This is a genomic window from Flavobacterium sp. M31R6, from assembly GCF_013284035.1.
Taxonomy (GTDB): Bacteria; Bacteroidota; Bacteroidia; order Flavobacteriales; family Flavobacteriaceae; genus Flavobacterium.
In genome coordinates this window covers 3,901,349-3,927,997 of sequence record NZ_CP054141.1, presented here as the reverse complement: position 1 = coordinate 3,927,997, position 26,649 = coordinate 3,901,349, and the positions used below count along the sequence as shown (strand labels likewise).

At 34.8% G+C, this 26,649-nt stretch carries 21 protein-coding genes and 1 pseudogene; 13 read left to right on the top strand and 9 right to left on the bottom strand.

The window, feature by feature from the left end; all coding sequences use genetic code 11:
• Positions 1-51: 51 nt before the first annotated feature.
• Positions 52-1,536 (bottom strand): glycosyl hydrolase, encoded by a 1,485-nt coding sequence (locus HQN62_RS16345; RefSeq protein ID WP_173505166.1) that lies wholly within the window; start codon positions 1,534-1,536, stop codon positions 52-54.
• 323 nt (positions 1,537-1,859) lie between these two features.
• Between HQN62_RS16345 and HQN62_RS16340 the strand changes: the two genes are divergently transcribed.
• From HQN62_RS16340 to HQN62_RS16320, 5 genes are all read left to right on the top strand, one after another.
• Positions 1,860-2,399: a nuclear transport factor 2 family protein gene (locus HQN62_RS16340; protein ID WP_173505165.1), complete on the top strand. Its 540-nt coding sequence runs from the start codon at positions 1,860-1,862 to the stop codon at positions 2,397-2,399.
• Positions 2,400-2,594: 195 nt separating this feature from the next.
• Positions 2,595-3,644 carry a quinone-dependent dihydroorotate dehydrogenase gene (locus tag HQN62_RS16335; RefSeq protein WP_173505164.1) on the top strand — a complete coding sequence of 350 codons (1,050 nt, stop codon included), beginning with the start codon at positions 2,595-2,597 and terminating at the stop codon, positions 3,642-3,644.
• Between the two features lie 57 nt (positions 3,645-3,701).
• Positions 3,702-4,565, top strand: a complete 864-nt coding sequence (locus tag HQN62_RS16330; RefSeq protein WP_173505163.1) for a hydroxymethylglutaryl-CoA lyase — start codon at positions 3,702-3,704, stop codon at positions 4,563-4,565.
• A gap of 114 nt (positions 4,566-4,679) precedes the next feature.
• Positions 4,680-5,231, top strand: coding sequence for a hypothetical protein (locus tag HQN62_RS16325; protein ID WP_173505162.1), 552 nt, complete (start codon positions 4,680-4,682; stop codon positions 5,229-5,231).
• Entirely contained in the window at positions 5,228-6,631 is a 1,404-nt protein-coding gene (locus HQN62_RS16320; protein ID WP_173505161.1) for a DUF5723 family protein, read from the top strand. Before HQN62_RS16325 ends, HQN62_RS16320 begins: the two co-directional genes overlap by 4 nt.
• 7 nt (positions 6,632-6,638) lie before the next feature.
• On the opposite strand, the gene HQN62_RS16315 is transcribed toward HQN62_RS16320, so the two are convergent.
• Positions 6,639-9,233 (bottom strand): cation-translocating P-type ATPase, encoded by a 2,595-nt coding sequence (locus HQN62_RS16315; RefSeq protein WP_173505160.1) that lies wholly within the window; start codon positions 9,231-9,233, stop codon positions 6,639-6,641.
• A 138-nt stretch (positions 9,234-9,371) separates the two neighbouring features.
• Here HQN62_RS16315 and guaB point away from each other — a divergent pair, with 138 nt between their 5' ends.
• Positions 9,372-10,844, top strand: coding sequence for an IMP dehydrogenase (guaB, locus tag HQN62_RS16310; RefSeq protein ID WP_173505159.1), 1,473 nt, complete (start codon positions 9,372-9,374; stop codon positions 10,842-10,844).
• Positions 10,845-11,667: 823 nt separating this feature from the next.
• Here the strand turns inward: guaB and HQN62_RS18980 are convergent.
• The 5 genes and pseudogenes from HQN62_RS18980 to purB all read right to left on the bottom strand — a co-directional run.
• Positions 11,668-11,778 (bottom strand): annotated as a pseudogene (locus HQN62_RS18980) (HD domain-containing protein); the annotation flags it as partial.
• A gap of 30 nt (positions 11,779-11,808) precedes the next feature.
• The gene (locus HQN62_RS16305) at positions 11,809-12,867 is read right to left on the bottom strand and encodes an NAD(P)H-dependent flavin oxidoreductase (RefSeq protein WP_173505158.1); all 1,059 of its coding nucleotides are present in this window, start codon (positions 12,865-12,867) and stop codon (positions 11,809-11,811) included.
• Between the two features lie 165 nt (positions 12,868-13,032).
• Positions 13,033-13,719: a hypothetical protein gene (locus HQN62_RS16300; protein ID WP_173505157.1), complete on the bottom strand. Its 687-nt coding sequence runs from the start codon at positions 13,717-13,719 to the stop codon at positions 13,033-13,035.
• Between the two features lie 364 nt (positions 13,720-14,083).
• Positions 14,084-16,324: a cation:proton antiporter domain-containing protein gene (locus HQN62_RS16295; RefSeq protein ID WP_173505156.1), complete on the bottom strand. Its 2,241-nt coding sequence runs from the start codon at positions 16,322-16,324 to the stop codon at positions 14,084-14,086.
• Between the two features lie 333 nt (positions 16,325-16,657).
• Complete coding sequence (gene purB, locus HQN62_RS16290) at positions 16,658-18,004, bottom strand: adenylosuccinate lyase (RefSeq protein ID WP_173505155.1); 1,347 nt, start codon at positions 18,002-18,004, stop codon at positions 16,658-16,660.
• Between the two features lie 200 nt (positions 18,005-18,204).
• Between purB and HQN62_RS16285 the strand changes: the two genes are divergently transcribed.
• The 7 genes from HQN62_RS16285 (at position 18,205) to HQN62_RS16255 (ending at position 24,477) form a co-directional block, all read left to right on the top strand.
• Complete coding sequence (locus HQN62_RS16285; protein ID WP_173505154.1) at positions 18,205-19,101, top strand: MerR family transcriptional regulator; 897 nt, start codon at positions 18,205-18,207, stop codon at positions 19,099-19,101.
• 36 nt (positions 19,102-19,137) lie between these two features.
• Positions 19,138-20,607 (top strand): phytoene desaturase family protein, encoded by a 1,470-nt coding sequence (locus tag HQN62_RS16280; RefSeq protein ID WP_116797432.1) that lies wholly within the window; start codon positions 19,138-19,140, stop codon positions 20,605-20,607.
• A 118-nt stretch (positions 20,608-20,725) separates the two neighbouring features.
• Complete coding sequence (locus tag HQN62_RS16275) at positions 20,726-21,565, top strand: phytoene/squalene synthase family protein (RefSeq protein WP_173505153.1); 840 nt, start codon at positions 20,726-20,728, stop codon at positions 21,563-21,565.
• Positions 21,566-21,601: 36 nt separating this feature from the next.
• Positions 21,602-22,042 carry a sterol desaturase family protein gene (locus HQN62_RS16270; protein WP_116797434.1) on the top strand — a complete coding sequence of 147 codons (441 nt, stop codon included), beginning with the start codon at positions 21,602-21,604 and terminating at the stop codon, positions 22,040-22,042.
• A gap of 1 nt (position 22,043) precedes the next feature.
• Positions 22,044-22,724, top strand: a complete 681-nt coding sequence (locus HQN62_RS16265) for a lycopene cyclase domain-containing protein (RefSeq protein WP_217362497.1) — start codon at positions 22,044-22,046, stop codon at positions 22,722-22,724.
• On the top strand, positions 22,721-23,182 hold the full coding sequence (locus HQN62_RS16260) for an SRPBCC family protein (protein ID WP_173505152.1): 462 nt from the start codon (positions 22,721-22,723) through the stop codon (positions 23,180-23,182). The genes HQN62_RS16265 and HQN62_RS16260 overlap by 4 nt, the downstream gene beginning before the upstream one ends.
• A complete protein-coding gene (locus HQN62_RS16255; RefSeq protein ID WP_173505151.1) occupies positions 23,182-24,477 on the top strand; it encodes a cryptochrome/photolyase family protein in 1,296 nt (431 codons plus the stop codon). Before HQN62_RS16260 ends, HQN62_RS16255 begins: the two co-directional genes overlap by 1 nt.
• On the opposite strand, the gene HQN62_RS16250 is transcribed toward HQN62_RS16255, so the two are convergent.
• Both HQN62_RS16250 and folE read right to left on the bottom strand, forming a co-directional pair.
• Positions 24,478-25,896, bottom strand: a complete 1,419-nt coding sequence (locus HQN62_RS16250) for an SDR family oxidoreductase (protein ID WP_116797439.1) — start codon at positions 25,894-25,896, stop codon at positions 24,478-24,480.
• A 129-nt stretch (positions 25,897-26,025) separates the two neighbouring features.
• The gene (gene folE, locus HQN62_RS16245) at positions 26,026-26,637 is read right to left on the bottom strand and encodes a GTP cyclohydrolase I FolE (RefSeq protein WP_243412109.1); all 612 of its coding nucleotides are present in this window, start codon (positions 26,635-26,637) and stop codon (positions 26,026-26,028) included.
• Positions 26,638-26,649 lie beyond the last annotated feature (12 nt).

Genomic DNA, 26,649 nt, shown 5'->3' with positions numbered 1-26,649 from the left:
AACCAACAAAATTAGATATAAATCAAAAGTTATAAATTATGGAATTAAGCTTTAATTCTTAATTACTTTGAATGTTTTCTGTGTATCTCCATAAATAGCAGTAACGGCGTAAATGCCATTTGCTAAATGGTTACCAATCGTTATTTTTTGATTGGTATGAAAATCATTGCTGGAAAAACAAACCGTACCTTTCATGTCAATTATCTTAAGAAAAAGTGGTTCGGTAGTTTTACTTTTAATTTGGAATGTGGCTTCGTTTGTGAAAGGATTTGGATAAAAAACATCCGATTTGTTTTCTAAGATTTCATCATGAATTCCAAGATTGTTTTCGTCAACTACATCAATATAATTAAAATTAAATTTCGATTTATAGAGGATCTTGATGTAGTTTTCTCCTTGTGGCAAGTTGATTCCGGAAACTATTTTGTCAGTGTAGGTTTGTAATCCTCCAGTAGGTTCAAAAGTTTCGTCCGTTTTTACAATCACGCCATTTACGCTGATGTCAAATTTTCCCTGAATTAAAGAAGCTACCCGAAAAGTCATTTTGTAAGAACTGCTTTGGCTAACATTTATCATGTATTCTCCCCAGTCTCCAGCATCCGTAAAACATACATTTTGGGTTGTGCCTCCATCGGTGGTGTTTTGCAGACCAGTCCCTCTACGGCGGTAATGTTTGTTGGCTGTAATTCTGCCAGGCACATTCATTTTTTTGGAAGTATATGGGACATTCAGATAGGCCGTTCCTATTGGTCTTATTTCTCCACTATTGGCAGCAAGTAATTGCCCTTCCAGCATATCCGTCCAATCCGAAGGAACCCTGCAGGTAAACCAAGAATAGCGATAAATATCAGGGTCATTTTCAAAAGCAGTTGTAATCTCTTTCATGAAATTGGTTTTCTCTGTAGCTGATTGTACTACTCTGTTGGCAAATTCGGTTACCCAAATAGGGATGTTGTATTTCTTTAATCCATCAGTAACCCCAATTACCGAACTCGATGTGGCATCATAAGTATGAAAAGCAATATAGTCTACTTTGCAAGTTGGGCAAAGGCGAAAGAATTCATCGTGCCAGGCAATTGGACTTTGGTATCCGCCATAATTGGAAGGGCCATTGTAGGCTGGAGAGGCACTCACGATTTCCAAGCCTTTTGCGGAAGCGATCTTTTCAATATTTGGCCAAGCATCAACTGCTTCTTGGGGTGTTAATCGTGAGCCATCATTGAAGTTAGGTTCGTTAAAGGCCAATAAATATTTAGCTCCGGGTTTTATCGTTGCAATAAAAGCATCGGGATTGTTCACTTTTCCCCAAGCCATTGGTACAAATTCTACTCCCAAACTCTCGTAGCTAGCATTTACATCAGATTCGGGTTCGGAAGACCAATTATACCACCAAGAAATTCCTGGTTTTAAGGTGTTCAAATCTGAAACGGAATGGTTCCCATAAGCAACTCCTCTTTTGGGACTTACTTGTGCAAAAAGGCAACTGCAAAACAAGGAGCTAATCCATATAATGATAAAGGTTATTATTTTAAACATAAAAGGGTTCTTTATTTGGTTCAAACTATGAATTCCAAATATAGTTTAACACTGCTTCACTTCAGGTTTGAAAAATCCCATCAAAAACACATCAAATTTATTCTTGTTTAAATTGTGAGGTTTTAAAAAAAAGATTCAATTTTTGTCTTAAAATAAGAATAATGATGGTTTATGTTAGTGTTAAACTTTTTAATGTAAAAAATTGATAATCAGTTAATTTATTTTTAAATTTTAAGTAAACCTATTAGTTTTTTAGTTAAATTTACGTACCCTTTCTAGAGATAGCTTAATCTAAATATTTTGATACTTTAAATATTTAAGCTATGAAAAAAATCCTATTGATTGTTTGTTGTTTTTTCCTAATTGTAAGTTGTAAAAAAGAAGAATCCAAAGGAATGGATAAGACAGTTGCGACTGATGACACAGTTGCAAAACCTGCTGAATTTGCCGATCCTAAATATGCTGAAATAGGCAAGAAAACGCTAGTAGCTATGGAAAAAGGAGACATGGATAGCTGGATGGAAATATATGCCGATAGTGCGGTTTACGTATGGAATAGTGGAGATAGTTTGGTAGGGAAACCAGCAATAGCATCTTATTGGAAACAAAGAAGAGCCAATGTAATTGAAACCATTAAATTCAGTGATGCCATATTTTTGCCTATTATGGTAAATAGACCTCAAAGCGTGGAGGCCAAAGGAGTTTGGTTGCTAGCTTGGTACAAAACAACGGCAAAATATAGAAAAGGAAAAGAAATGACTCAGTGGATACATACGGATTATCATTTTGATTCGCATGATAAGGTGGATCGAGTTATTCAATATATAGATAAAGCTGCTGTAAATGCAGCTCTTCCAAAGTAAAATTTAATTGTTAATTGGTTGGTGAAAATAAAAAACGATGCTTTCGTGTCGTTTTTTATTTTTTTTTGTGTCTAAATGAATTTAATGTAATGTGAATTTTGTTCGGGAATTTAACAAATGAACGGCTTTAAACGCATTTCTATGCCTTAAAACTAAAAACATTTCTTTACTTTTGTGCCAACCAATATTTGAACTATGTACAAGATTTTTATACGTCCTATTCTTTTTTGTTTTGACCCTGAAAAAGTGCATCACTTTACTTTTTCATTAATTAGAATAGTCTCAAAAATTCCAGGAGTTCCTTCACTTTTTAGATTTTTATATCAAGTAAATGACAAAAGATTAGAAACCGAAGTTTTTGGTTTAAAGTTTAAAAACCCTGTAGGGTTAGCTGCTGGTTTTGATAAAAATGCTGTTTTATATAAAGAACTGTCTAATTTCGGTTTTGGGTTTATCGAAATTGGGACACTTACTCCAAAAGGACAACCCGGAAATGATAAAAAAAGAATATTTCGTTTGGTCGAAGATTCGGCAATTATTAATAGAATGGGTTTTAATAATGGAGGTGTTCTGGAAGCGGTTGAACGGTTAAAAGAAAATAACGGTGTTCTTATCGGAGGAAATATCGGAAAAAATAAAGTGACTTTAAACGAAGATGCTACTTCAGATTATGAGATTTGTTTTGACGCCTTATACGATTATGTGGATTATTTTGTAGTCAATGTGAGTTCTCCTAACACGCCAAATCTTAGAGCATTACAGGAAAAAGAACCGCTTACTCAATTACTTCAAACTTTACAGAATAAAAATTTGGCGAAGCCAAAGCAAACCCGAGGCGGAGCCGAATCGAGCGGAGCTAAACCAATACTGCTTAAAATTGCTCCGGATCTTACCGATGAGCAATTACTCGACATTATTGATATTGTAAAAGAAACTAAGATTGCAGGTGTAATCGCAACCAATACTACAATTTCCCGAAGTGGATTAAAATCTTGCAATCAAACGGAAACTGGTGGGTTATCCGGAAAACCATTGACTTCACGTTCTACTGAAGTGATTCGTTTTCTGTCTCAAAAAAGCAATAAGGCATTCCCGATTATAGGAGTTGGAGGAATACATACTGCAGAGGATGCTTTAGAAAAATTAGAAGCTGGTGCCAGTTTAATACAATTATATACGGGTTTTATCTATGAAGGCCCGGCATTGGTGAAGAAAATAAACAAAGCAATTTTGTCAAAAAAATAGTAGGATAACGATTTTTCTTTCTTTGTAACTCAAAACCTTTTTATATATTTGAACGTTATGAAGGCAATAAAAATTATTGAGTGTCCACGAGACGCGATGCAAGGCATAAAAGCTTTTATTCCTACCGAAAGAAAGGTAGCTTATTTACAATCTTTATTGCGTGTAGGTTTTGATACCATTGATTTTGGGAGTTTTGTTTCGGCGAAAGCCATACCTCAAATGCAAGATACTGCCGAAGTTTTAGCGCAACTTGATTTATCCAAAACAACAAGTAAATTATTGGCTATTGTTGCCAATTTGCAAGGAGCAACACTAGCTTCTGAGCATGCCGCTATTCAATATTTAGGGTTTCCTTTTTCGATTTCCGAGAATTTTCAAATGCGAAATACGCATAAAACAATCGCAGAATCTTTGGTGACCTTAGATGAGATTTTAAATCTAGCAGATAAGACTAATAAAGAAACTGTAGCCTATCTCTCTATGGGTTTTGGAAATCCTTATGGAGATCCTTGGAGTGTCGAAATTGTGGCGCAATGGACTGAAAAATTGGCTTCAATGGGAGTGAAAATTTTATCACTTTCCGATACTGTAGGTAGTTCTACGCCCGAAGTAATTGATTATTTGTTTTCTAATTTGATTCCTCAATATCCTCAAATTGAATTTGGCGCCCATCTCCATACCACACCCGATAAATGGCTTGAGAAAATTGATGCTGCCTATAAGGGAGGCTGTCGTCGTTTTGATGGTGCAATTCAAGGTTTTGGTGGATGTCCCATGGCTACAGATAATTTGACGGGCAATATGCCTACTGAGAAATTACTCTCTTATTTTACGGTTCAAAAAGAAAACACCAATTGCAGTCCAATGAGTTTTGAAAGTGCTTATAATGAAGCTTCTAAATTATTTGGTGAATTTCATTGAAAATAGTCTTGCAATAAAAAGGCGTAAATTTAAATAATTTAAAATTTTTGTTGTTTCTTTAATTTTGTTTAGTTGACTATTAAAAGTTTGGCAATAATTGTAAAGAGTAATGATATGAAAAATAGATTTTACAATAGAGTTATTTTACTAATTGCATTAGCATTATGTGCTTTTTCGTGTAGTAGTGATTTAGATTTCAATCAAGCTAATAATTTTAATACTCAGCCAGTTTTTACTACAAATCTTGCTTATTTAGAAGCAAAAGCTCCAGATTTTATTATAAATGGGTCGGAGCAGCCATTGTTTTCTTATGTATCTAATGTTGATTTTTTGAACACTTCCTTTGTGCAAGAGGACTTGGTAAAAACCGAATTGTATTTCAGAATTAAAAATACAATAGCTAGAGCCTATTTTTATAATGTTACTTTTCTAGATCAAAATAATTCTCCCATTTATACTATAACAATGAATGTTCCTGCCTACAGCGGTAAAGAAGTGTTAGTGGAAAAAACAGAAATATTTACCGCTGCAAATGTGGATATTTTAAAGAGAACAACCAAAATGGTTTTTTCAATTGCTATGCTGCCAGGACCACCATTAACTGCTAGCAGCCCAGGAAGAGTTGAGTTGAGTTCAAGTATAACTGCTTATTTTGATGTAAAATGAGAAAAATAACAATCCTTTTATGTCTGACAGTTTCTTTTTATTGTTTTTCCCAAAATAAAGAAGTTTTATATAATTTCACTCCTCAACCTCAAAGTTTATTACTTAATCCGGGAGCTGATGTAAAATATAAATGGTTCGTTGGAGTCCCATTATTATCTGGAATATCTGCAAATGTGGGTTCAACAGGATTTGATGCCTATAGTTTATTCGCAAATGATGGAGTGGATTTTACTACCAAAGTCAAAAATGTTTTAGCCTCAACCAGCAGAAACGATTATGTGACTGCCAATCAACAACTGGAAATATTTACTGCCGGTTTTAGGGTAGGGGGCGAAGAAAGCAAGTCGTATGTTTCTTTTGGAATGTATCAAGAATTCGATTCCTTTATTTATATTCCAAAAGATTTGGCCATTTTGTCTTTGTATGGTAATAAAGATTATATAGGTAAGTCTTTTGATCTAGGAGATTTGAGTGCAAAAGCGGAAGTGCTCTCTGTCTTTCATGTAGGGTTTAATAAACAGCTTAATGAGAAACTCATACTTGGAATTCGAGGGAAAATTTATTCCAGTATTTTTAATGCAACTTCAACCCATAATTCTGGCTATTTTTATACAGCACAAGGTTCTAATTTAATTTATAATCAAGTCATAAAATCCAATTTACAGCTTAATACTTCAGGTGGGGCCAAGTATTTGGATGAAAATTATGAAGGTGATTTAGCAACTGATTTAAGGGATGATATTCCTAAAAAAGCTTTTCTGGGCGGAAATTTAGGTTTGGGTTTAGATTTAGGACTTACTTATTATCCTGAAAAAAACATCCAGATAACAGCAAGTTTAGTGGATATTGGTTTTATAAGTCACACAAAAGATGTTGTCGATTACACATTCAAAGGTGATTATACTTTTAAGGGAGTTCTTACCAATTTTAATCAAGACGGAACAGTTGATAATGCTTACCAGGATTTCAAAGACGCCATTCCTTTTGATACTATATATAATAAGTTCAAGACTCAAAGGCCTTTGAAATTTTATTCCTCATTTCAATATTCATTTGAAGAAGAAAGGCAAACAGAATGCAATTGTGAAACTGATGAAGATTCTTGGTATCGAAGTGCGGTTGGAGCGCAGTTTTTTGCAATGTCAACCCCTAGAGCTCCTATGATGGCGTTGACGGCTTATTATAGAAGAAGGCTTCTTCAAGGATTGCAAATGAAAGCTACTTACACTATCGACTCGTATTCCTATTCAAACGTCGGTTTGGGGTTGACGACCAAGATTGGGGTAGTTAATTTTTATGCAATGGCTGATAATCTTCTGGCTTACAGGGATGTTTCGAAGGCGAATGCACTCACATTTCAAATAGGATTTAATATAATCTCAGGAGGAAGCAGTAAATAACAAGGAGTCAGTCAATAGATTTCTTTTTTTTTCTTCTTCTGAAAAACTTAAAAATTTCAATCCAAACTACAGAAACGAATCCAATTAAAACACTAAAGCCAATTTGTAAAAGCGTAATGCTTTCAAATTTGAAAAATGTTCTGAATGCTGGTATGATTAATAGTGAACCAGTTATCAACAGTGTTGTTCCAATAATAAGTATAACCAAATTGTTTTTGTATTTTAAAGTGGTCAAGACGGAATAATAAAAAGACCGATTGGCAAGTGTCAGAAAAATATTAGCTGATATCAATGTGAGGAAAACCATAGTTCGGGTGAGATCTTCTGATAATCCATTTTTTGTGCTGTATTGGTAAATGAATAGAAGTCCAAGCGTAATTACAAGTCCTTGAATAATGCTAATTGTAATTTCTTTTAGATTGAAAAAAGTATTGGTAAAAGGACGCGGCTTTTGATTCATCAGGTTGGGTTCCATAGGTTCGTTTTCATAAATTATGGAGCAGGTTGGTCCCATAATAATTTCCAGGAAAATAATATGAACGGGTGAAAAAATATTGGGATATATCCATCCTAAAACCAAAGGAATGAAGACAATCATAATAATAGGAATATGAATGGATATAATGTATTGGATGGCTTTTTTTAGATTGATGTATATTTTCCTTCCCATGGCTATGGCCTCTGTCATTTTGGAAAAATCGTCATCGATCAAAATTAAATTCGCTGCTTGTTTGGCAATCTCGGTTCCTTTTTTTCCCATGGCAATACCAATATGAGCCGATTTTAAAGCCGGACCGTCATTGACTCCATCACCTGTCATGGCTACAATTTGGTTGTTGTCTTTTAAAGCTTTTATGATTTTTAATTTGGCTTCGGGAAACATTCTAGTAAAAATATTAGTTTCCATGACTTTCTCTTTCAAGGTAGCATCGTCCATCGTCATAAGTTCGTCTCCGTTTAAAATTTTTGCAGAGTTTTTAAAACCAATTTGATTAGCAATGGTTGCTGTCGTCAAGGCATTGTCTCCCGTGACTATTTTTACTTGAATTCCGGCCTTATAAAAAGTTTCGAAAACTTCTTTTATATTGGCTTTTGGCGGGTCATAAAAGGCGACAAGCCCTTTAAAATCAAATAAAAATTCTTGTTGTGTTTTTGGATAATCAGTTCCCGTAAAATGGGTTACGCCAACTCCCAAAACTCGATACCCTTTTTCGGACATAGATCGGACTGCATCTAGAATTTGATTGGTTTGATTTTCGGATAATGAAGAACAAGCGATTAAGGCTTCGGGAGCACCTTTGGCTGCTATGATTCGGTCTCCGTTTGTGTTTTCAAAAAGATGGGTCATCATTGGCGGTTTTCCGCTTAAAGGATATTCATGTACCATTTTGTAATTAGGACGCTCATCTTTGATTCCTATTTTTGCGTAAGCATCGTGTAAAGCAATTTCCATCGCATCAAAAGGAATCGGTTCACTGGCCCACATGGATAGGCTTAGTAATTCTTCTTCGTTTGTAGTTAATTGAATTTTATTTTTTTTATTGTCATTGAAATTGCCATTGTCATTGCCATTGTCATTGCCATTGTCATTGCCATTGTCATTACCATTGTCATTACCATTGAAATTGTCCTCTTCCAATAAATACCATTGTGCCAGGCTCATTTTGTTTTCGGTGATAGTTCCAGTCTTGTCTGTGCATATCACGGTTGCGCTTCCAAGGGTTTCCACTGTTTTTGTTTGTTTGACAATGATTCCTCTTTTCATCAATCGCCAAGCGCCCAAAGCCATGAATGTGGCAAATGCTACCGGAATTTCTTCGGGTATAATGCTCATCGCCAAGGTTAATGCTTTTAATAAACTGTCTAAAATAATTTTTGAATTGTAATAATTGATTCCCCAAACCAATAGGAATACGACTAATCCGACAAGAGACATTTTGGTGACAAAATTTCCAATCTGAATTTGCAAAGGTGTTTTCTCTTCGGTAATATCATCCAGACTTTTTCCGATTTTACCCAATTCTGTTTGGCTTCCTATTGCGATTACTTTGCAGATTGCCAATCCAGAGGCGACAATTGTTCCCTGGAAGACTTGATTATTTTCACTTTTTTCGCTTTTAAAAACCGCTAATGATTCTCCCGTAATTATCGATTCGTTTACCGAAAAATCGTTCGATTGAATGATGATTCCATCTGCAGGAATAAAGGTACCTTCTTCGCATTGGATACAATCACCCAAAACAATTTCTTCGGAGGGTATTTCCATCAGTTCACTATCTCGAATGACTTTGCTTTTGGGTTGCGTTAATTTATGCAGGGCTTCAATAGCATTCCGGCTCTTGGATTCTTGATAAAGTGAAATGGTAGAAACCAGTAAAATTGCTACTGTCATAAAAATTCCGTTACCAAAATCGGCAGTGATAAAATAAATACTGGTTGCAGTTAAGAGTAATAAAAACATTGGTTCTTTAACCATTTCTATTATGGAAGAAAGTAAGTTGTTTTTTTTTTGGTGTTCGGTGGAATTTAAGCCGTTTTTGATTCTGGATTGTTCAACTTCAACTTTGTTTAATCCTGAAATAGAGCCGTTTGTTGCTGACATAATTGCGAGGTGTGGTTATAAATAAAATAAGGCTTTAACTTATTTTTACCATGCAATTTAAAAATAAAACGGCGGACTTAAGTGTTTTTTAGCTTAAGATTGTCTATATTTGCACGCAATTCAACTACAAATTGCAACATGAAAGCACATATCTCTAAGATTGTCGGCGAGGGTTTAACCTACGATGATGTATTATTAGTTCCCAATTACTCGAATGTTCTTCCGCGCGAAGTGAGTATCCAATCAAAATTTTCAAGAAATATTACACTTAATGTTCCTATTGTATCTGCAGCTATGGATACTGTAACCGAAAGTTCTATGGCAATCGCTATGGCTCAAGAAGGTGGAATAGGTGTTTTGCATAAAAACATGACAATCGAGCAACAAGCAGCCAAAGTGCGTAAAGTAAAACGTGCAGAGTCTGGTATGATTATCGATCCAGTTACTTTATTAATGACAGCTACAGTTGCCGATGCTAAAAGTGCCATGAGAGAATATGGTATTGGTGGTATTCCAATTGTGGATGAAAATAAAATCCTAAAAGGAATTGTTACCAATAGAGATTTACGTTTTGAAAAAAACGGTTCAAGACCTATTGTTGAGGTTATGACAAGCCAAAATCTGGTAACTGTTGCCGAAGGGACTTCATTAGAACAAGCTGAGGTAGTTTTACAAGGTCATAAAATTGAAAAATTACCTGTAGTAAATGATAAAAAGGAGTTAGTTGGTTTGATCACTTTTAGAGATATTACCAAATTGACTCAAAAACCAAATGCCAATAAAGATAAATTTGGACGTTTGAGAGTAGCAGCCGCTTTGGGTGTTACTGCCGATGCTGTTGAAAGAGCAACTGCTTTGGTAAATGCAGGAGTAGATGCCGTAATTATCGATACTGCTCACGGACATACAAAAGGTGTGGTGGATGTGTTGAAAGCGGTTAAAGCTAAATTTCCAAATCTTGATGTAATCGTTGGTAATATTGCCACTCCAGAAGCTGCTTTGTATTTGGTTGAAAATGGTGCCGATGGTGTAAAAGTTGGAATAGGACCTGGTTCTATTTGTACAACTAGAATCGTTGCAGGTGTTGGTTTTCCTCAATTTTCTGCAGTGCTTGAAGTTGCCGCTGCCATAAAAGGAACAGGAGTTCCTGTAATTGCTGATGGTGGAATTCGTTACACAGGAGACATTCCTAAAGCGATTGCCGCTGGTGCAGATTGCGTAATGCTAGGTTCATTATTGGCCGGTACTATGGAATCTCCAGGTGAAACCATTATTTTTGAAGGAAGAAAATTCAAATCATACCGCGGAATGGGTTCTGTTGAAGCGATGCAAGAAGGTTCAAAAGATCGTTATTTCCAAGACGTGGAAGACGATGTTAAGAAACTTGTTCCAGAAGGAATCGTGGGGCGTGTGCCTTACAAAGGGGAGTTGAACGAAAGTATGCAACAATTCATTGGTGGTCTTCGAGCTGGTATGGGTTATTGCGGTTCAAAAGACATTGCGACTTTACAGGAAACAGGTCGTTTTGTTCGTATTACTGCTAGTGGTATCAACGAAAGTCACCCACACAATGTGACCATTACAAAAGAAGCTCCGAATTATTCGAGATAATATAGTATTAAAGACGAATGTCTTAAAGTCAAAAGGTGTAAGATTTATTTCTTGCACCTTTTTTTTATTTTAAACTTAGGTTCGATTAATTTTTTTTGGAGCAGAAAGATTAGGCTTTTTCAGGTGGCATTAGTCCCGCTATCCGTTACAATCTTTTTGTGAACTTTGTCAAAGTTTTAAACTTTGACAAAGTTCACAAAAAGGATTTCACTCCTATCGGGGCTAAAGGGTAATGTCATTAAGTTAAGGGAGAAATTAAAAAAGCAGCACGCAGATTCAGCAGATTTTTTACTTTTTTTCTGCGTAAATCTGCGAAATCTGCGTGAAAATAAAAATAGTAATTCCTTAACTTAATGACATTGGGCTAAAGGGAGATATTTTACTTTTTTGTTATTATCCTCAAAAAAAGGAAAAAAAGCACTAATCGAATTCAAGTTGTTTTCAAATACATTAGGTTGTTCAATAATCCTGCAAGTTTTTTTTTTCAACCTTGTAGGTATGAATACCCGCTCCTCAAAGTCTCCCGACTTTGTGCTTTTTTTGAATGTTACTTAAAAGTCTTAAATCTAATAAAAGTCTCCCGACTTTTCCCGTAAGCATCTTGTAAATTCAAAACGTTTACTTGCACATCGAAGCACTTCCACATTAAACAAAAACGAAAAACTACAAAATAACAGTTTTGTTACTTTGTAGTTTTTTTGTAATTATTGAAATGCAAACAGTTCTAAAAATATTCACGGAAAAAGTCGGGAGACTTTTGACAGTTTTTTGTTTTTAAGAGCTTTTTTAAGAAACGCAAAGTCATGAGACTTTGCGTAGCGGGGTCATTTTCGTTTCTGTCGCTGTTGAATAATTTAGTTTTGCGTTGAATGTATTTCAACTTGTCAATCTCTTTTATGAAACTTACTTGTTTTAATAAATTGTCGGTTTGCATTGCTGTGTAAATTTTAAAAGATTTTTATTGTTACTGAGATGTTTGTTCAATTAAATTCTTAATAATTTCTGCCGTTGATTGTCCGCTAAACTCGTTGATAGATTGTCCGACCCAAATGTTTACAAACTCTACATTTTTATTGAGTTTAGACACTCTTCTTAATTCGTTTGTCAATTTGTTTTGATAGGGATAAGGTAAAATAAATTCTGTCTGTTCGGTTGAGTTAATGAATGTGTTTCTTATGCCTCTTGCAAAACGTCCCGAAAAACTTTTTGTCAAAATAATGTCGGCTTCGTCTACCTTTCTCAGTCGGTCTTTTTCAAAATCTTTCAACGCACTTTCTGTTGAACCCAAAAGTAAACTTCCAATTTGAAAACCACTTGCACCTAAAGTTTTTGATGCTAACAATGTTTTTGCATTGTAAATTCCACCTGCGTAAATGATTGGCACTTTTACAGCTTCACTTACTTGTGCCAATAATGATAAACCACCAATTTTAGGAATGTCCTCTGAAATAAAACTTCCTCTGTGACCGCCTGCTTCCAATCCTTGGACGCAAATAATGTCAATTCCTGAATTCTCTAAGATTTTTGCTTCACTTACAGAAGTGCAAGTGCCAATTAAAATCGTTTCGTTGCTTTTCAGTTTGTCAATGCTGTATTTGTCAAGGTTGCCAAACGTAAAACTTAAAACTTTACAGTTTTCGGAAATGATAGCGTCAATTTGTTCGTGGTAGCTATTGATTTTTAGTTGGTCAATGGTTGGAATGTTTATGTCCAAATTGTTTTGTTCCGCTAAGTGTTCAATAAATGTTTTTGCTTTTGCATAGTCCGCTCTTAGCTTGTCAGTAATTTCGGGTATATCGTGAACGAAAATATTTACAGCAAAAGGATTTTTTGTGAGTTGCTTTGTTAAGCGAATTGCTTCAACGCATTTTTCAGGGTTAAGGTCGGCCAAAGCCAATGAACCTAAACAATTTATGTTTGAAGTCGCTGCAACCATTTCAGGGGTCGTTACTCCAAACATTGGTGCTTGAATAATTGGGTATTCAATGTTTAGTATTCGGGTTATGTTGTTTGTCCATTTCATACTTGGTGGTCGCTACAATAATAGCCGCTAACGTTCTGGCAATACCGGGTTTGGCACTAAATTAAGCCCTATTTTCGGATTTGCCAAATCATTCCAAATACAAAACCATCTTTCCATTAAGCCAAATGCCCAAATCCGTTGTAGTGGCTGTTGGCAGTAGTACTTTTACGATTGCCAAGTTTGTTCAATTTGTTTAATTTTCCATTTATTATTTATCTTCTCAATTATAATTAAATATCCAATTCCACACCTTGGCGCACAAAGATAATTTCCACACAAAATTCCAAGTTGTTTTCTTTTGTCAAATATTATTTTAGAAAATGCAATTCCTCCAGAAAATTTAAAAGTTCCGTCATTATTTAGATTATTTGCACCTTCAGGAAATTCAGATAAATATCTAAATCTAAATTTATTATTATTTTTAAAATTCTCTAAATCAATTTTATTTTCGATAGAGTTGCTAGTTGTGTCAATTTGCAATTTTAATGTTTTAAAATATGATTGTATACTTTCATATTCATATTTTGAAGGTTTGTATATTTTTTCACTAACACCAATTACTAATTTAGTAGTGTCCTTTTTTCTTAATTCTTCCTTATGATTATATTTGACAATTTCAATTTTGTATTCTGTTGAATCAACTCCAATTTCATTTCCTTTTTGGTCATAAATGATATCTGGAAATGGAGGGAATGTTAGATAAATTCTGGGGTCTTTGTGAATTGAATCAACCATTTCCACAAATAAATTGTTTATAATTTCTTTCTCAAATTCTAAATTAGAATTTTTCTTTTCACAACTAAAAATTGTAAAAGAAATTATTAATGTAAATATTATTTCTAGTTTTCCCATAGTATTACTGCCAACTCGTTTATAGGTCTGACAAAGTTCTACTTATCACTCCTAAATTAAGGTGCTATGTCTTGCAAAAATCAGTATTTATTTATTTTCAAATGTATAAAAAATGAATTACAACTTTTAATAGTTTTTACTTTTGTAATAAGGTAAAGTATTGAAAATGAGTTTTTTAATAGTATTTCTTACGAATGATAAATGTATTCTCTAGCCCCGATGGAAGCAAATATCCTTTGGGGCTGGGGTTCAGCCCAAAAGATATTGCGTACAGCGGGAGTGAAGCTGTTATGAATAACTATTGTTCTGCTCCTAAAAAAAACTAGCCTTTCGACCAGTGTTTTATAATAAGATAAGCAAAAGTCTAATCATGCACCAAATCCGCCAACAGTTTTTTGTTGCCAACAATCCACAAAATATCATCTTTTTCCAGAATGACATTAGACTCTGGATTTAGCGTTCGGTTTCCTCTTTTTTCGATACCTACAATCAAACCTTGTGTTTTCTCGCGGAGTTTGGATTCTTTGATGCTTTTTCCAATAAAGGTGTGATTTTTTAGTTCGATTTGGCGCAAAACAATATCAGGTTCCACAGTTTCCGGAGAAACGTCCATTTCATGCTGATCTAAATATTTTTTAAATTGCTGTACTTGGGCATCGGTTCCGATAACACAAATTTCATCACCTGGGAAAATACGTTCGTTCCTACTCGGAATATGTATAGTTATATCACCCCGTTTTATCGAAACAATATTAATTCCTAGATTTTCCCTCATTTGAAGGTTCTTCAATGATTCGCCGGCTATATTGGATTCTGCTGCAATGTCAAATATTGCCATGTGGCCGTCCCAAGGCGTTAAATCACTGCGACTTCTTTTGGCTCTCGCAATTTCGCGGTCGTTCAAATTGGCGAGAAAATGATTTTCAATTTTATGGTATTGGATGTGAAGTTTTCTTTGAAAAATCAAATAAATTACCACTGCTATTATGAATGCAATCAAGGCGATTTTTGGAGAGAAGAAAATATTTAGCAATAAACCAATAAAGAAAATGGACAGCAGAATGCGTATAAAAAATAGCATCGTTAGCGGTCCACGGGATTTGCGGTCCAGCATTAATTGTTCAACTTCATTAGTGGCGACTCTTCGAAAAGCAAGCGCCCACAAAAATGGTGCTACTATCCCCAATGTGATTAAGGCTCCCATTGTATTTCCCAAATGATAATCTTCGACTAAGGGCAATATAAAACGGGACGAAAGCAATATAACTGCAAGAATAATTACGACAAGCACAATCACCTGAATCAAAAAAGCATTAATCACCGTTTGCCACAAACTAACCGTTTTTATAGCTTGCGTACTCGCCGAATAACGTTCAATTCGTTTGGTCCATTTTCGGGGTAAGTTATGTGCCAAATATTCAGAAAAAGGAAGCGAATATTTAATCATAAAAGGAGTTGTAAATACCGTTACCGCCGAAACGGCAACCACTATTGGATACAAAAAAGAATTTGTTGCTTTCAAGGTTACTCCCAAAGTCGCAATGATGAACGAGAATTCCCCAATTTGGGATAAACTCATTCCGGTTCGGATTGAATCTTTAAGTGGTTGTCCTGAAAATATGGCGCCAATTGTAGAACTGATGGATTGGCCAAAAATAACGACAATAGAAAGAATGATTACAGGAATGGCGTGTTGGTACAATGCATCGGGATTGATTAACATACCAACCGATACAAAAAATACGGCGCCAAATAAGTCTTTTACGGGCTTTACCAAATGTTCGATATGTTCGGCCTGAGTAGTTTCGGCAATGATAGAGCCCATTATAAAAGCGCCTAGTGCAGGCGAAAAACCGGCATTTGCAGCAAGAACAACCATCATCAGACACAAGGCGAGCGAAATGATGAGTAACATTTCATCGGTGAGTAAATGTTTGGTTTTTTTGAGTACTGTTGGAATGATAAAAATCCCTCCCAGAAACCAAAGGACGAGAAAGAAGAGCAGTTTTAATACCGACATTAAAAGGTCGCCTCCAGAAAACTGATTACTCACGGCAACCGTTGACAATAAAACCATCATTAATATGGCGAGTATGTCTTGGACAATTAAAGAGCCAATAACAATTCCAGCAAATTTTTGCGTCTTAACGCCTAATTCATCAAATGATTTTAAAATAATCGTGGTCGATGATATGGAGAGAATTACCCCCAAAAAGATGCTATCCATTTTGGGCCATCCCAACCATTGACCAACGGCATATCCCAAAAGGCACATGCTTACAATTTGAATTCCTGCAGTGATAGAAGCCGTTCCGCCTACTTTCATTAATTTTTTGAAACTAAATTCCAGTCCGAGACTAAAAAGCAAAAAGATAACACCAATTTCAGCCCAAACTTCCACACTTTTAATCTCTTTGACAGAAGGGAAAAAATCAAAATGGTTACCCGCCAAAAAACCGGCAATCAAATATCCAAGTACTAAGGGCTGTTTTAGTTTTCTAAATATCAAAACAGCAACAGTCGCAGTTATTAAGATGAGTCCTAAATCACTGATCAAAGGGTTTAAATGGCTTGTGGTTTCTGTTACTTCTGTAAATTGACTCATAAATTGGTATTGCTGTTTATTATTGAAAGGTTTTTGGGTAAAAACGATTTATGGCTAATTTACGAAAAAAGAAAATTCTTTGTGGTTTGGTTTTTTTGATATTTATTTTTACGCATATCCGTGACTAATACCAAACCAATAAAATTAGCCACAGATTAAAAAGATTTACACAGATTTTCAAATAATGGGAATAAAATCTGTGAAAATCTGTGTAATCAGTGGTGGAAAATATTCTTGACACGCTTTACGTATTCTTATAATTTAATTTTTATCCACAAAAAAAAAAAGCTACCCAAAAGGATAGCTTTCAATATAAAAATATTTTTCTGTTTATTAAATCCCCAAGAAATTACTTGGAGTGATTTGCATCAATTCGGCTTTTATTTCTTCAGAAACATCAAGCGTTGCGATAAAACCATGAATTGCATTTTTATCAATGGCTTCGTTGGTTCTAGTCAATCCTTTTAATGCTTCGTATGGATTTGGATAGGCTTCGCGTCTTAAAATAGTTTGAATTGCTTCGGCTACAACAGCCCAGTTTTTCTCTAAATCTTCGTGGAATTTGGATTCGTTCAACAATAATTTGTTTAAACCTTTCAAAGTAGCTTCAAAAGCGATTAGAGTATGTCCAATTGGTACTCCAATGTTTCTTAAAACAGTACTGTCTGTCAAATCGCGTTGTAATCTTGAAACCGGTAATTTTGCCGATAAATGTTCAAAAATTGCATTGGCTATTCCTAAGTTTCCTTCGGAGTTTTCAAAATCAATTGGATTTACTTTGTGTGGCATAGCCGATGATCCAATCTCTCCCGCTTTAATTTTTTGTTTGAAATATTCCATTGAAACATACGTCCAAATGTCACGGTCCAAATCAATAATGATAGTGTTGATTCTTTTTAAAGCATCAAAAAAGGCCGCAAAATGGTCGTAATGCTCTATTTGTGTTGTTGGAAAAGAATGGTGTAATCCCAAGTTTTCCTGAACAAATTTAGTGCCGAACTGTTTCCAGTCAATTTGCGGATACGCAACATGATGGGCATTGTAATTTCCAGTTGCTCCACCAAATTTGGCTGCAAACGGAATGTTGAACAACAAGCGCATTTGCTCTTCCAGACGCTCCACAAAAACAGCTATTTCTTTACCCAAACGAGTAGGTGAAGCAGGTTGTCCGTGTGTACGGGCAAGCATTGGAATGTCTTTCCACTCTTGGCTCAATTCTTTTAATTTGGATGTCAAGGTAATTAACGATGGCATATAAACTTTTTCAAAAGCATCTTTTGTCGAAAGCGGAATCGCTGTATTGTTAATGTCTTGAGAAGTTAATCCGAAGTGAATAAATTCTTTGTATGCTGATAAACCCAGTTTTTCAAAAGCGTCTTTGATAAAATACTCAACAGCTTTTACGTCGTGGTTGGTTACTTTTTCAGTTTCTTTTATCCAAAGTGCATCTTCGGTAGAGAAATTTTTATAAATGGTACGTAAACTATCGAAAAGATTAGGATTTACGTTTTTTAGTTGTGGTAAAGGAACTTCGCATAAAGCAATGAAATATTCGATTTCAATTAATACGCGATATTTGATTAAAGCTTCTTCAGAGAAAAAAGGAGCTAGTGATAATGTCTTATTTCTATAACGACCGTCGATTGGTGATATAGCATTCAATTCGTTTAGAGTAGTCATTTTTTGTTGTTTTTTCGAAAGGCACAAATATAAAGAGAATTTAGGGATTAGGGGTTACGAAATTTAAGGTTTGACAAAGAATTTAGTTATAAAAAATAGAACTGTTCAGTGAAATTTAAAGATTTCAAAATTAAGTAGTTGTTTTATTTTAAATTTAATTTAAAATAAAGCTATATTTGTTTAATAAATATGTAATATATATGAACAATATAAAAAATACTTTCAGTATTAAGGATCTTGAAAATCTTTCAGGTATAAAAGCGCATACAATCCGAATTTGGGAAAAACGATATGATGTTTTACAGCCTATGCGAACGGATACTAATATACGGTTGTACTCACTGGAGAGCCTTCAAAAATTATTGAATATCACTTTGCTGCATGATTATGGATATAAAATTTCCAAAATTTCAACCTTTAGCGATGAAAAAATAACGGAAATGATTCGTGATGTTATTTCGAATAAAAATGCAAAAAATCATGCTGTCAATGCTTTCAAGATGGCTATGATGAATTTTGATCAAGAACTTTTTTCTAATACGTACAATTGGTTGCTAGAAGAAAAATCTTTTAAGGAAATCTTTCATCAAGTATTTATTCCATTGATGGAGGAAATTGGTTTATTGTGGCAAACCGATACGATTACACCAGCGCACGAGCATTTTATCAGTTGTTTGATATTGAAGAAAATATTGGTAAATATTGAAAAAGTGGAAGCCAGTAAGTCGATAAATAAAAGCAAAGTTTTTGTATTGTCGCTTCCTCTTAATGAAATTCATGAATTGGGATTGATGTATTTGCATTATGAAATTGTTTCTAAGGGGTATAAAGTTGTTTATTTGGGTGAGAGTATGCCAATAAGTAATTTGAAAGATTTGAAGAAACATTACAGTTCAATTGTTTTTCTTTCTTATTTTACGATACAGCCCGAACGAGATTATGTCAATGATTATGTAGGTAATATGGGTACTGAACTCTTAGGTGACGGCACTCAAATCTGGTTGATTGGAAAAATGACTCAGTACATAGATCAGGATTTAATTCCTATTGATGTTAAAGTTTTTAGTTCCATTTTGGATTTAATAGAAAAGATTTGATTTTTTGTTTAATCTTTTTGTATATTTGCTAAACAAATGAAAAAATCAATCTCAATAATAGGTTCTGGGTTTTCGGCAATGTCTGCCGCATGCTATTTAGCAAAAAGTGGTCATAAAGTGTCGGTTTATGAAAAAAATGCTTCGATAGGAGGCCGGGCCCGTCAATTGAAAGCTGAAGGGTTTACGTTTGACATGGGGCCCAGTTGGTATTGGATGCCTGATGTTTTTGAACGTTTTTTTGCTGATTTTGGCAAGAAAACAACTGATTATTATGAACTAATAAAACTCTCTCCAGCGTACCGAGTTTATTATGATATTGATGATTTTATTGCAATTGCAGATAATTTACCTCAGATAATAGCTGATTTTGAAGCTATCGAAAAAGGAAGTGGCCAAGTCTTAAAAGAATTTATGTTTGAGGCCAAAAGCAATTATGATATCGCAATAAAAGAATTGGTGTATCGCCCGGGTGTTTCTCCATTGGAATTGGTAACGGTCGAAACCGCTAAGAAAGTCGGTCAGTTTTTCAGTAACATCAGTAAAGACATTAGAAAGAAATTCAAAAACGAACGACTCATTCATATATTGGAATTCCCCGTTTTGTTCCTTGGCGCCAAACCATCTGATACTCCTTCTTTTTATAGTTTCATGAATTATGCCGATTTTGGTCTGGGAACTTGGCATCCTAAAACGGGTATGTTCGATGTCGTTCGAGCAATGGAAAGTCTGGCTAGAGAACTGGGTGTAACTTTTGTAACCAATGCCAATATTGAAAAAATTAATGTTGAAAGTAAAGTAGCCCGTTCGATTACAGTCAATGGGAAAATGATTCCATCCAATATTATTTTAAGCGGTGCTGATTATCACCATACTGAAACTTTATTGGATAAAGAACACCGGGCGTATTCTGAAAAGTATTGGGATAGTCGGGTTTTTGCTCCATCGTCGTTATTGTTTTATGTGGGGTTCAATAAAAAAATAAAAAATATTTCGCATCACGCTTTGTTTTTTGATGTCGATTTTGAGCAACATGCCGCAGCTATTTATGACGAGCCACAATGGCCAAAAGAACCGTTGTTTTATGCCAATTTTCCATCATTAACAGATAAAACAGCGGCTCCAGAAGGCATGGAATCCGGTTTTTTTCTGGTGCCACTTGCTCCTGGAATTGTTGATACAGAGGACTTAAGAAATGAATATTTCGATAAAATAATGGAGCGTTTCGAACTTTTAACACAACAAAAAATTAAAAATAGTATTATATTTAAGCAATCATTTTGTAAAAATGACTTTGTTTCAGAGTACAATTCATACAAAGGGAATGCTTATGGGATGGCCAATACACTTTTGCAAACCGCTTTTTTGAGACCAAAACTCAAAAGTTCCAAAGTGAAGAACTTATATTTTACGGGGCAATTAACCGTTCCCGGACCTGGAGTTCCTCCCGCATTGATTTCGGGGAAATTAGTGTCGGAGTTAATAGATAAACAACTTTTAAATCATTAGATATGAAGTGAGCATAACGTAAATTGGTTATTAACTCCAATAATGGTATGCGACCCGAGCTTTAGCCAATAGGTGAAGCAATTACATAGGACCTATAAAAAACAATAAATTTAAGCATATGAAACAATTATTTGATGATGTATCTTTCAAGTGTAGTAAATTGGTTACTAAAAATTACAGTACTTCGTTTTCTATGGCGGTTTATATGTTGGCGCCCAGCATTCGTGATGCCATTTATAGCATCTATGGATTTGTGCGTTTTGCAGATGAAATTGTAGATTCTTTTCACGGTTACGACAAAGAAAATCTAATTAATGATTTTGAAGCGGAGTATTACAAAGCGATGAAATTGGGTATCAGTTTGAATCCGATTTTGAATTCCTTTCAGCAGACTGTTAAGCAATACAATATTACGGACGAAATGATTCAATCGTTCCTCAAAAGCATGAAACTCGATTTAATCAAATCTGATTATCACAGCAAAGAGGAATACAACGAATACATTTATGGTTCTGCCGATGTAGTGGGGCTAATGTGTCTGAAAGTTTTTGTCAAAGGTGATGAAATCAAATACAATCAGCTTAAAGACCAAGCCATGCGATTGGGTTCGGCTTTCCAAAAAGTAAATTTCCTTCGTGATTTAAAAGATGATAATTTAGTATTGAACCGTAATTATTTTCCGGGAGTCGATTTAAAATCCTTTAGTGAAAAGTCAAAAAAAGCAATTATCGAGGAAATCGAGGAAGATTTTAGAATTGCCTACCTAGGAATCGTAAAATTACCTTTGGAAGCCAAATTTGGTGTTTACACAGCTTATGTTTATTACAAAAAACTGCTCAAAAAACTGGAGCACACGCCTTGTAATGAAATTGGAAATACAAGAATTCGAGTTTCCAATTATTCCAAAGCAGGATTGTTGGCGCAATCGTTCGTATCTTACAAGCTGAAATTGGTGTAAAAAAAATGCGTAAATTTTTAATTTAATAAAAAGAATATGATTTCCTTTTTTATTTTTTTGAGTGTTTTTTTATTTATGGAATGTATTACATGGCTCACTCATAAGTATATTATGCATGGGCTTATGTGGTATTTTCATGCCGATCATCATCAGCCAAAATATGAGCATACATTCGAGCGAAATGATATATTCTTTCTGATTTTTGCCATACCCAGTATTGTGCTTTTTTATTTTGGAGTACAGGGCGGAATGAATTATTTATTTTTCATTGCTCTAGGAATAACAACTTACGGTTTTTGCTATTTTATGATTCACGACGTATTGATTCATCAACGTTTTAAGTGGTTCAAGAAAACTAAAAACAAATATTTAGTTGGTTTGCGTAAGGCCCACAAAATGCATCACAAACATTTAGGGAAACAGGATGGTGAATGTTTTGGAATGTTGTTTGTGCCTTTCAAATATTATAAAATTTAATATGTCATTATATCTTTTTTTGAATATTGCTTCGTTCTTAATTCCGTTTCTGTATAGTTTTGAAAAGAGAATGAAATACAGTAAGCGTTGGAAAGTCATTTTTCCTTCTTTGATTATAACGGCGCTATTTTTTATTATTTGGGATATTATTTTTACCCAAATGGGAGTTTGGAGATTTAATCCACGATACCATTCCGGAATAGAATTTTTTGGTTTGCCAATAGAGGAGTGGCTTTTTTTTATTTGCATCCCTTACGCCAGTATATTTATTCATTTCTCTTTTCAGTATTTCTTGCCCAATGTGGCTTTGAGCGATACTGTCGTAAAAAAGATTTATTGGTTTTTGATGCTTCTCATTGTTCCAGTGACAGTGTTAAATTATGATAGATGGTACACTTTTGTAAATCTTAGTTTGTTTGTAATTGTTTTAACAATAGCCGTTTTTAAGTTTTCTACAATTTTAAAAACCTATTTCATTACTTTTTTAATCATCTTGATTCCTTTTTTACTTGTAAATGGAATTCTTACGGGGAGTTTTATAGAAGAACCGGTTGTTTTTTACAATGATAACGAGAATTTGGGCATTCGATTGGGAACAATTCCTGTTGAAGATATTGGTTATGCTTTTACAATGTTGTTGATGAGTTTAGTTTTGATGAAAATAATTGATAGAGAAAAATGAAAGTATATAAAAAAGAAAGTGTTCAACATGTCAATGCAACTTTGGATGAATGTTGGGCTTTTTTCTCCAGTCCAGGAAATTTGCAAAAAATAACTCCAGTGTCTATGGGATTTGAAATCACCGATTTTGATAACCAATTGATGTATGCTGGACAAATTATTCAATACAAAATTTCTCCCCTTTTGGGATTAAAATTAAATTGGGTCACCGAGATTACCAAAGTAAAAGGCAAATCCTATTTTATAGACGAACAACGTTTTGGACCCTATAGTTTTTGGCACCACAAGCATTTTTTTGAGGCAACTGAAAATGGAGTCAAAATGACCGATGTTGTACATTATGCATTGCCTTTGGGGTTTTTGGGGCGAATCATGAATGCTTTAATTGTCAAAAACAAACTGAAAGAGATCTTTGAGTACCGTTTTGTAAAAGTTGATCAAATTTTCAATTCAAAATAATGCAAAAACAAGAAGTATCTATTTTTTGGTTCCGACGCGATTTGCGTCTTGAAGATAATGTAGCGCTGTATTATGCTTTGGAATCCGATTATCCTGTCATTCCTCTATTTATTTTCGACACTGATATTCTGAATAGTTTGCCAAAAAACGATGCCCGTGTTGGTTTTATACACGAGTCACTCAGTAAAATAAATATAAAATTGAAAGCCATAGGTAGTTCAATTTTAATCAAAAAAGGAACAACAACTGAAGTTTGGGAATCTCTTTTTCAAGAGTTTGCTATTTCGAAAGTTTTCTTCAATAAAGATTATGAACCCTATGCTATTAAAAGAGATTTAGCCATTTCAGAATTGGCAAAAGCGAATAATGCGGTTTGTTTTTCGTTCAAAGATCAAGTCATTTTTGAAGAAAAAGAAATCACGAAAGCGGATGGATTACCCTATACTATTTATACACCATACAAAAATAAATGGTTGGAAAAATACAAATCCATCGCGCCGCTTGTTGAATACGATACCCAAAGTTATTTCTATAATTTTCACAAAAGCAATTTTGATTTTCCCACTTTACAACAAATAGGTTTCGAGGAAAGTAACATAAAAGTACAGCCACATAATCTCACACAAATAAGTAATTACCATGAAACCAGAGATTTTCCTGCTATAGACAGCACTTCGTATTTATCACCCCATTTGCGTTTTGGAACAGTGAGTATCCGAAGATTAGTGAATTGGGCGGTTCATAAAAACGATGTTTTTTTGAGTGAATTGATATGGAGAGAATTTTTTATGCAAATTCTGTTTAGCTTCCCAAAAGTAGTCAGCCATAATTTCAAATCTGCTTATGATGGAATTCAATGGCGCAATAATGAGGAAGACTTCAAGCGCTGGTGTACAGGAACTACAGGTTATCCTATGGTGGATGCAGGAATGCGTCAGCTCAATGCAACAGGTTATATGCACAATAGAGTACGTATGGTGGTGGCGAGTTTTCTATGCAAACATTTACTGATTAACTGGCAATGGGGCGAAGCTTATTTTGCCGAAAAATTATTGGATTATGATTTGTCGGCTAATGTCGGCAACTGGCAATGGGCGTCAGGAACGGGCTGTGATGCGGCACCTTATTTTAGGGTTTTTAATCCCGACATTCAGCTGAAAAAATTTGATGAAAAAGGAATTTATATCCGCAAATGGATTCCTGAATTTGATTTAGGTTACGGACAGCCAATGGTAGAACATGCTTTTGCGAGAGACCGAGCGATTGCTGTCTATAAATCGGGGATTTTGAAGTGATTATTGAATCAACTTATTGAGCATTCCCTTAAAAATAAAACCGTGAAAAGGCAAAACGGAATACCAGTACAATTTTCCCCAAATACCCTCGGGTCTAAAAGTTGCCGATTGGTACAAAGTATTGTTGATGATTTTGAATTCGAGCCAGGCTTCTCCAGGTAGTTTCATTTCGGCATAGAGAATGAGTTTGCCCTCGTCTTTGTTAGCATACAAAACCCGCCAAAAGTCTAATGCATCACCGGCATGAATGTCGTGTTTGTTGGTGCGTCCTCTTCGAGAACCTACACCTCCAAAAAGTTTATCGATAAATCCACGTAACTCCCAAAGCCAATCTCCGTAATACCAGCCGGTTTCACCACCAATGGACCAAATTTGGTTAATAGTAAAGGCTCTATCTTGGATTTCCATTTTTCTACGGTCGATAAAACAGTCTTTCTTGGGGACTTTTAGATAATCACTTACGTTGCCTACAAATTGACCGCTAATCATGGCATCTTTCCAACTCGAAGCAATAGTGTCATTGTCAATTTTGACTAAGGCTTTGGACAATGCCAGTTCATAAGGCATAGGCGTAACATTCAAAATGGAATTGATGCTGTTGTCTCGGCAAATGACTTCGACTTTCATACTGCTTACCAATGCCGATGCTAATTTATAGGAGGTCGAGGTTACAAAATACAGCCAATAAGAAGATAATTTTGGAGTCATTACAGGTATGGTATAAATGTATCTTTTGAGGTGAATGGCTTTGGCGAAGCCTAAAAGCATTTCTTTGTAAGTGAGGATGTCTGGGCCGCCGATATCAAAGCTTTGATTATACGTTGATGGGTTTAAAAGTGATTTTGTCAAAAATTCCAAAACATCTGCAATAGCTATGGGTTGGCATTTGGTATTGAGCCATTTCGGGGTAACCATTATGGGTAATTTTTGAACTAAATCCCGAATAATTTCAAAGGATGCACTACCGGAACCTACTATGATTCCGGCTCGCAATGTGGTCGTGGCAAAGGTTCCCGTATTCAAAACCTGTTCTACTGCTTTTCGTGAGGATAAGTGTTTGGAAAGTGATTGGTCGTTGACAATTCCACTTAAATAAATGACTTGTTTGGCATTCGTCAGATTGATATGTTCTACAAAATTTAAAGCCGAAGTATGTTCCAATTCATCATAATTATTAGCTGAACCTGACATGGAATGGATTAAATAATAAGCGGCATCTATGTCTTTTGGTATGTTTTCTAAAGAGTCTTTTTTTAAGAAATCAACTTCGATTACTTTTACTTTATTTTCATATTCTTTTGGACAAAAAAAACGCTGTTTGTCCCGCACGCAACAAATTACGTCATGGCCTTGTTCTACCAAAATTGGTAAAAGTCGTTTGCCTACGTATCCTGTTGCGCCTGTTAAAAGAATTTTCATATTATATTGATGTTAATTTTATTAGAACTTTACTCTTAAGAATGACTTCTAAAAAAAGCCACGAATTTTACGAATTAGGAGTAATATTCGTGGCAGATAAATTATTTCTTATTGGTTTTGTTTTATGATTTAGCTCAATTTGTTTGAAACGAGACTTATAAATTCTTTTCTGGTTTTGTCTTTTTCGAACGCACCTGTAAAGGAAGAAGTTGTTGTTACCGAATTTTGTTTTTGAATTCCACGCATTTGCATGCACATATGTTGTGCTTCGATGACAACAGCTACGCCAAGAGGGTTCAATGCTTCTTGTATGCAGTTTTTAATCTGGTCAGTCAATCGTTCTTGTACTTGCATTCTTCTGGCAAAAGCATCGACAATTCTGGGAATTTTACTTAAGCCAACAATTTTTCCGTTGGGAATGTAAGCAATATGTGCTTTGCCAAAAAAAGGCAGCATGTGATGTTCGCACATCGAATATACTTCTATATCTTTTACTACAATCATTTGTTTGTGGTCTTCAGAAAACAATGCCGATTTTAATATGTTTAACGGATCTAATTCATAGCCGTGTGTTAAATACTGCATTGCTTTTGCTACTCTTTCGGGAGTTTTTTCGAGTCCTTCTCTTGTTACATCTTCACCTAAATCACCAATAATTTTTTTGTAGTTTTGGGCTAGTTGTTCTGTTATTTCGGTGTCGTATTGTTCGATTTTCTCGTAACTTCTCATTTCTTTGATCATCTTTTTTTTGCT

Excerpts from the sequence above, each read along its gene's own strand:
- folE (WP_243412109.1), bottom strand. The coding sequence starts at position 26,637 with ATGATCAAAGAAATGAGAAGTTACGAGAAAATCGAACAATACGACACC.
- HQN62_RS16305 (WP_173505158.1), bottom strand. The coding sequence starts at position 12,867 with ATGAAATGGACAAACAACATAACCCGAATACTAAACATTGAATACCCA.
- HQN62_RS16270 (WP_116797434.1), top strand. The coding sequence starts at position 21,602 with ATGATTTCCTTTTTTATTTTTTTGAGTGTTTTTTTATTTATGGAATGT.
- HQN62_RS16330 (WP_173505163.1), top strand. The coding sequence starts at position 3,702 with ATGAAGGCAATAAAAATTATTGAGTGTCCACGAGACGCGATGCAAGGC.
- HQN62_RS16285 (WP_173505154.1), top strand. The coding sequence starts at position 18,205 with ATGAACAATATAAAAAATACTTTCAGTATTAAGGATCTTGAAAATCTT.
- HQN62_RS16250 (WP_116797439.1), bottom strand. The coding sequence starts at position 25,896 with ATGAAAATTCTTTTAACAGGCGCAACAGGATACGTAGGCAAACGACTT.
- HQN62_RS16280 (WP_116797432.1), top strand. The coding sequence starts at position 19,138 with ATGAAAAAATCAATCTCAATAATAGGTTCTGGGTTTTCGGCAATGTCT.
- HQN62_RS16335 (WP_173505164.1), top strand. The coding sequence starts at position 2,595 with ATGTACAAGATTTTTATACGTCCTATTCTTTTTTGTTTTGACCCTGAA.
- HQN62_RS16260 (WP_173505152.1), top strand. The coding sequence starts at position 22,721 with ATGAAAGTATATAAAAAAGAAAGTGTTCAACATGTCAATGCAACTTTG.
- HQN62_RS16265 (WP_217362497.1), top strand. The coding sequence starts at position 22,044 with ATGTCATTATATCTTTTTTTGAATATTGCTTCGTTCTTAATTCCGTTT.
- HQN62_RS16325 (WP_173505162.1), top strand. The coding sequence starts at position 4,680 with ATGAAAAATAGATTTTACAATAGAGTTATTTTACTAATTGCATTAGCA.
- HQN62_RS16295 (WP_173505156.1), bottom strand. The coding sequence starts at position 16,324 with ATGAGTCAATTTACAGAAGTAACAGAAACCACAAGCCATTTAAACCCT.
- HQN62_RS16255 (WP_173505151.1), top strand. The coding sequence starts at position 23,182 with ATGCAAAAACAAGAAGTATCTATTTTTTGGTTCCGACGCGATTTGCGT.
- HQN62_RS16300 (WP_173505157.1), bottom strand. The coding sequence starts at position 13,719 with ATGGGAAAACTAGAAATAATATTTACATTAATAATTTCTTTTACAATT.
- HQN62_RS16315 (WP_173505160.1), bottom strand. The coding sequence starts at position 9,233 with ATGTCAGCAACAAACGGCTCTATTTCAGGATTAAACAAAGTTGAAGTT.
- guaB (WP_173505159.1), top strand. The coding sequence starts at position 9,372 with ATGAAAGCACATATCTCTAAGATTGTCGGCGAGGGTTTAACCTACGAT.
- HQN62_RS16275 (WP_173505153.1), top strand. The coding sequence starts at position 20,726 with ATGAAACAATTATTTGATGATGTATCTTTCAAGTGTAGTAAATTGGTT.
- HQN62_RS16340 (WP_173505165.1), top strand. The coding sequence starts at position 1,860 with ATGAAAAAAATCCTATTGATTGTTTGTTGTTTTTTCCTAATTGTAAGT.
- HQN62_RS16345 (WP_173505166.1), bottom strand. The coding sequence starts at position 1,536 with ATGTTTAAAATAATAACCTTTATCATTATATGGATTAGCTCCTTGTTT.
- purB (WP_173505155.1), bottom strand. The coding sequence starts at position 18,004 with ATGACTACTCTAAACGAATTGAATGCTATATCACCAATCGACGGTCGT.
- HQN62_RS16320 (WP_173505161.1), top strand. The coding sequence starts at position 5,228 with ATGAGAAAAATAACAATCCTTTTATGTCTGACAGTTTCTTTTTATTGT.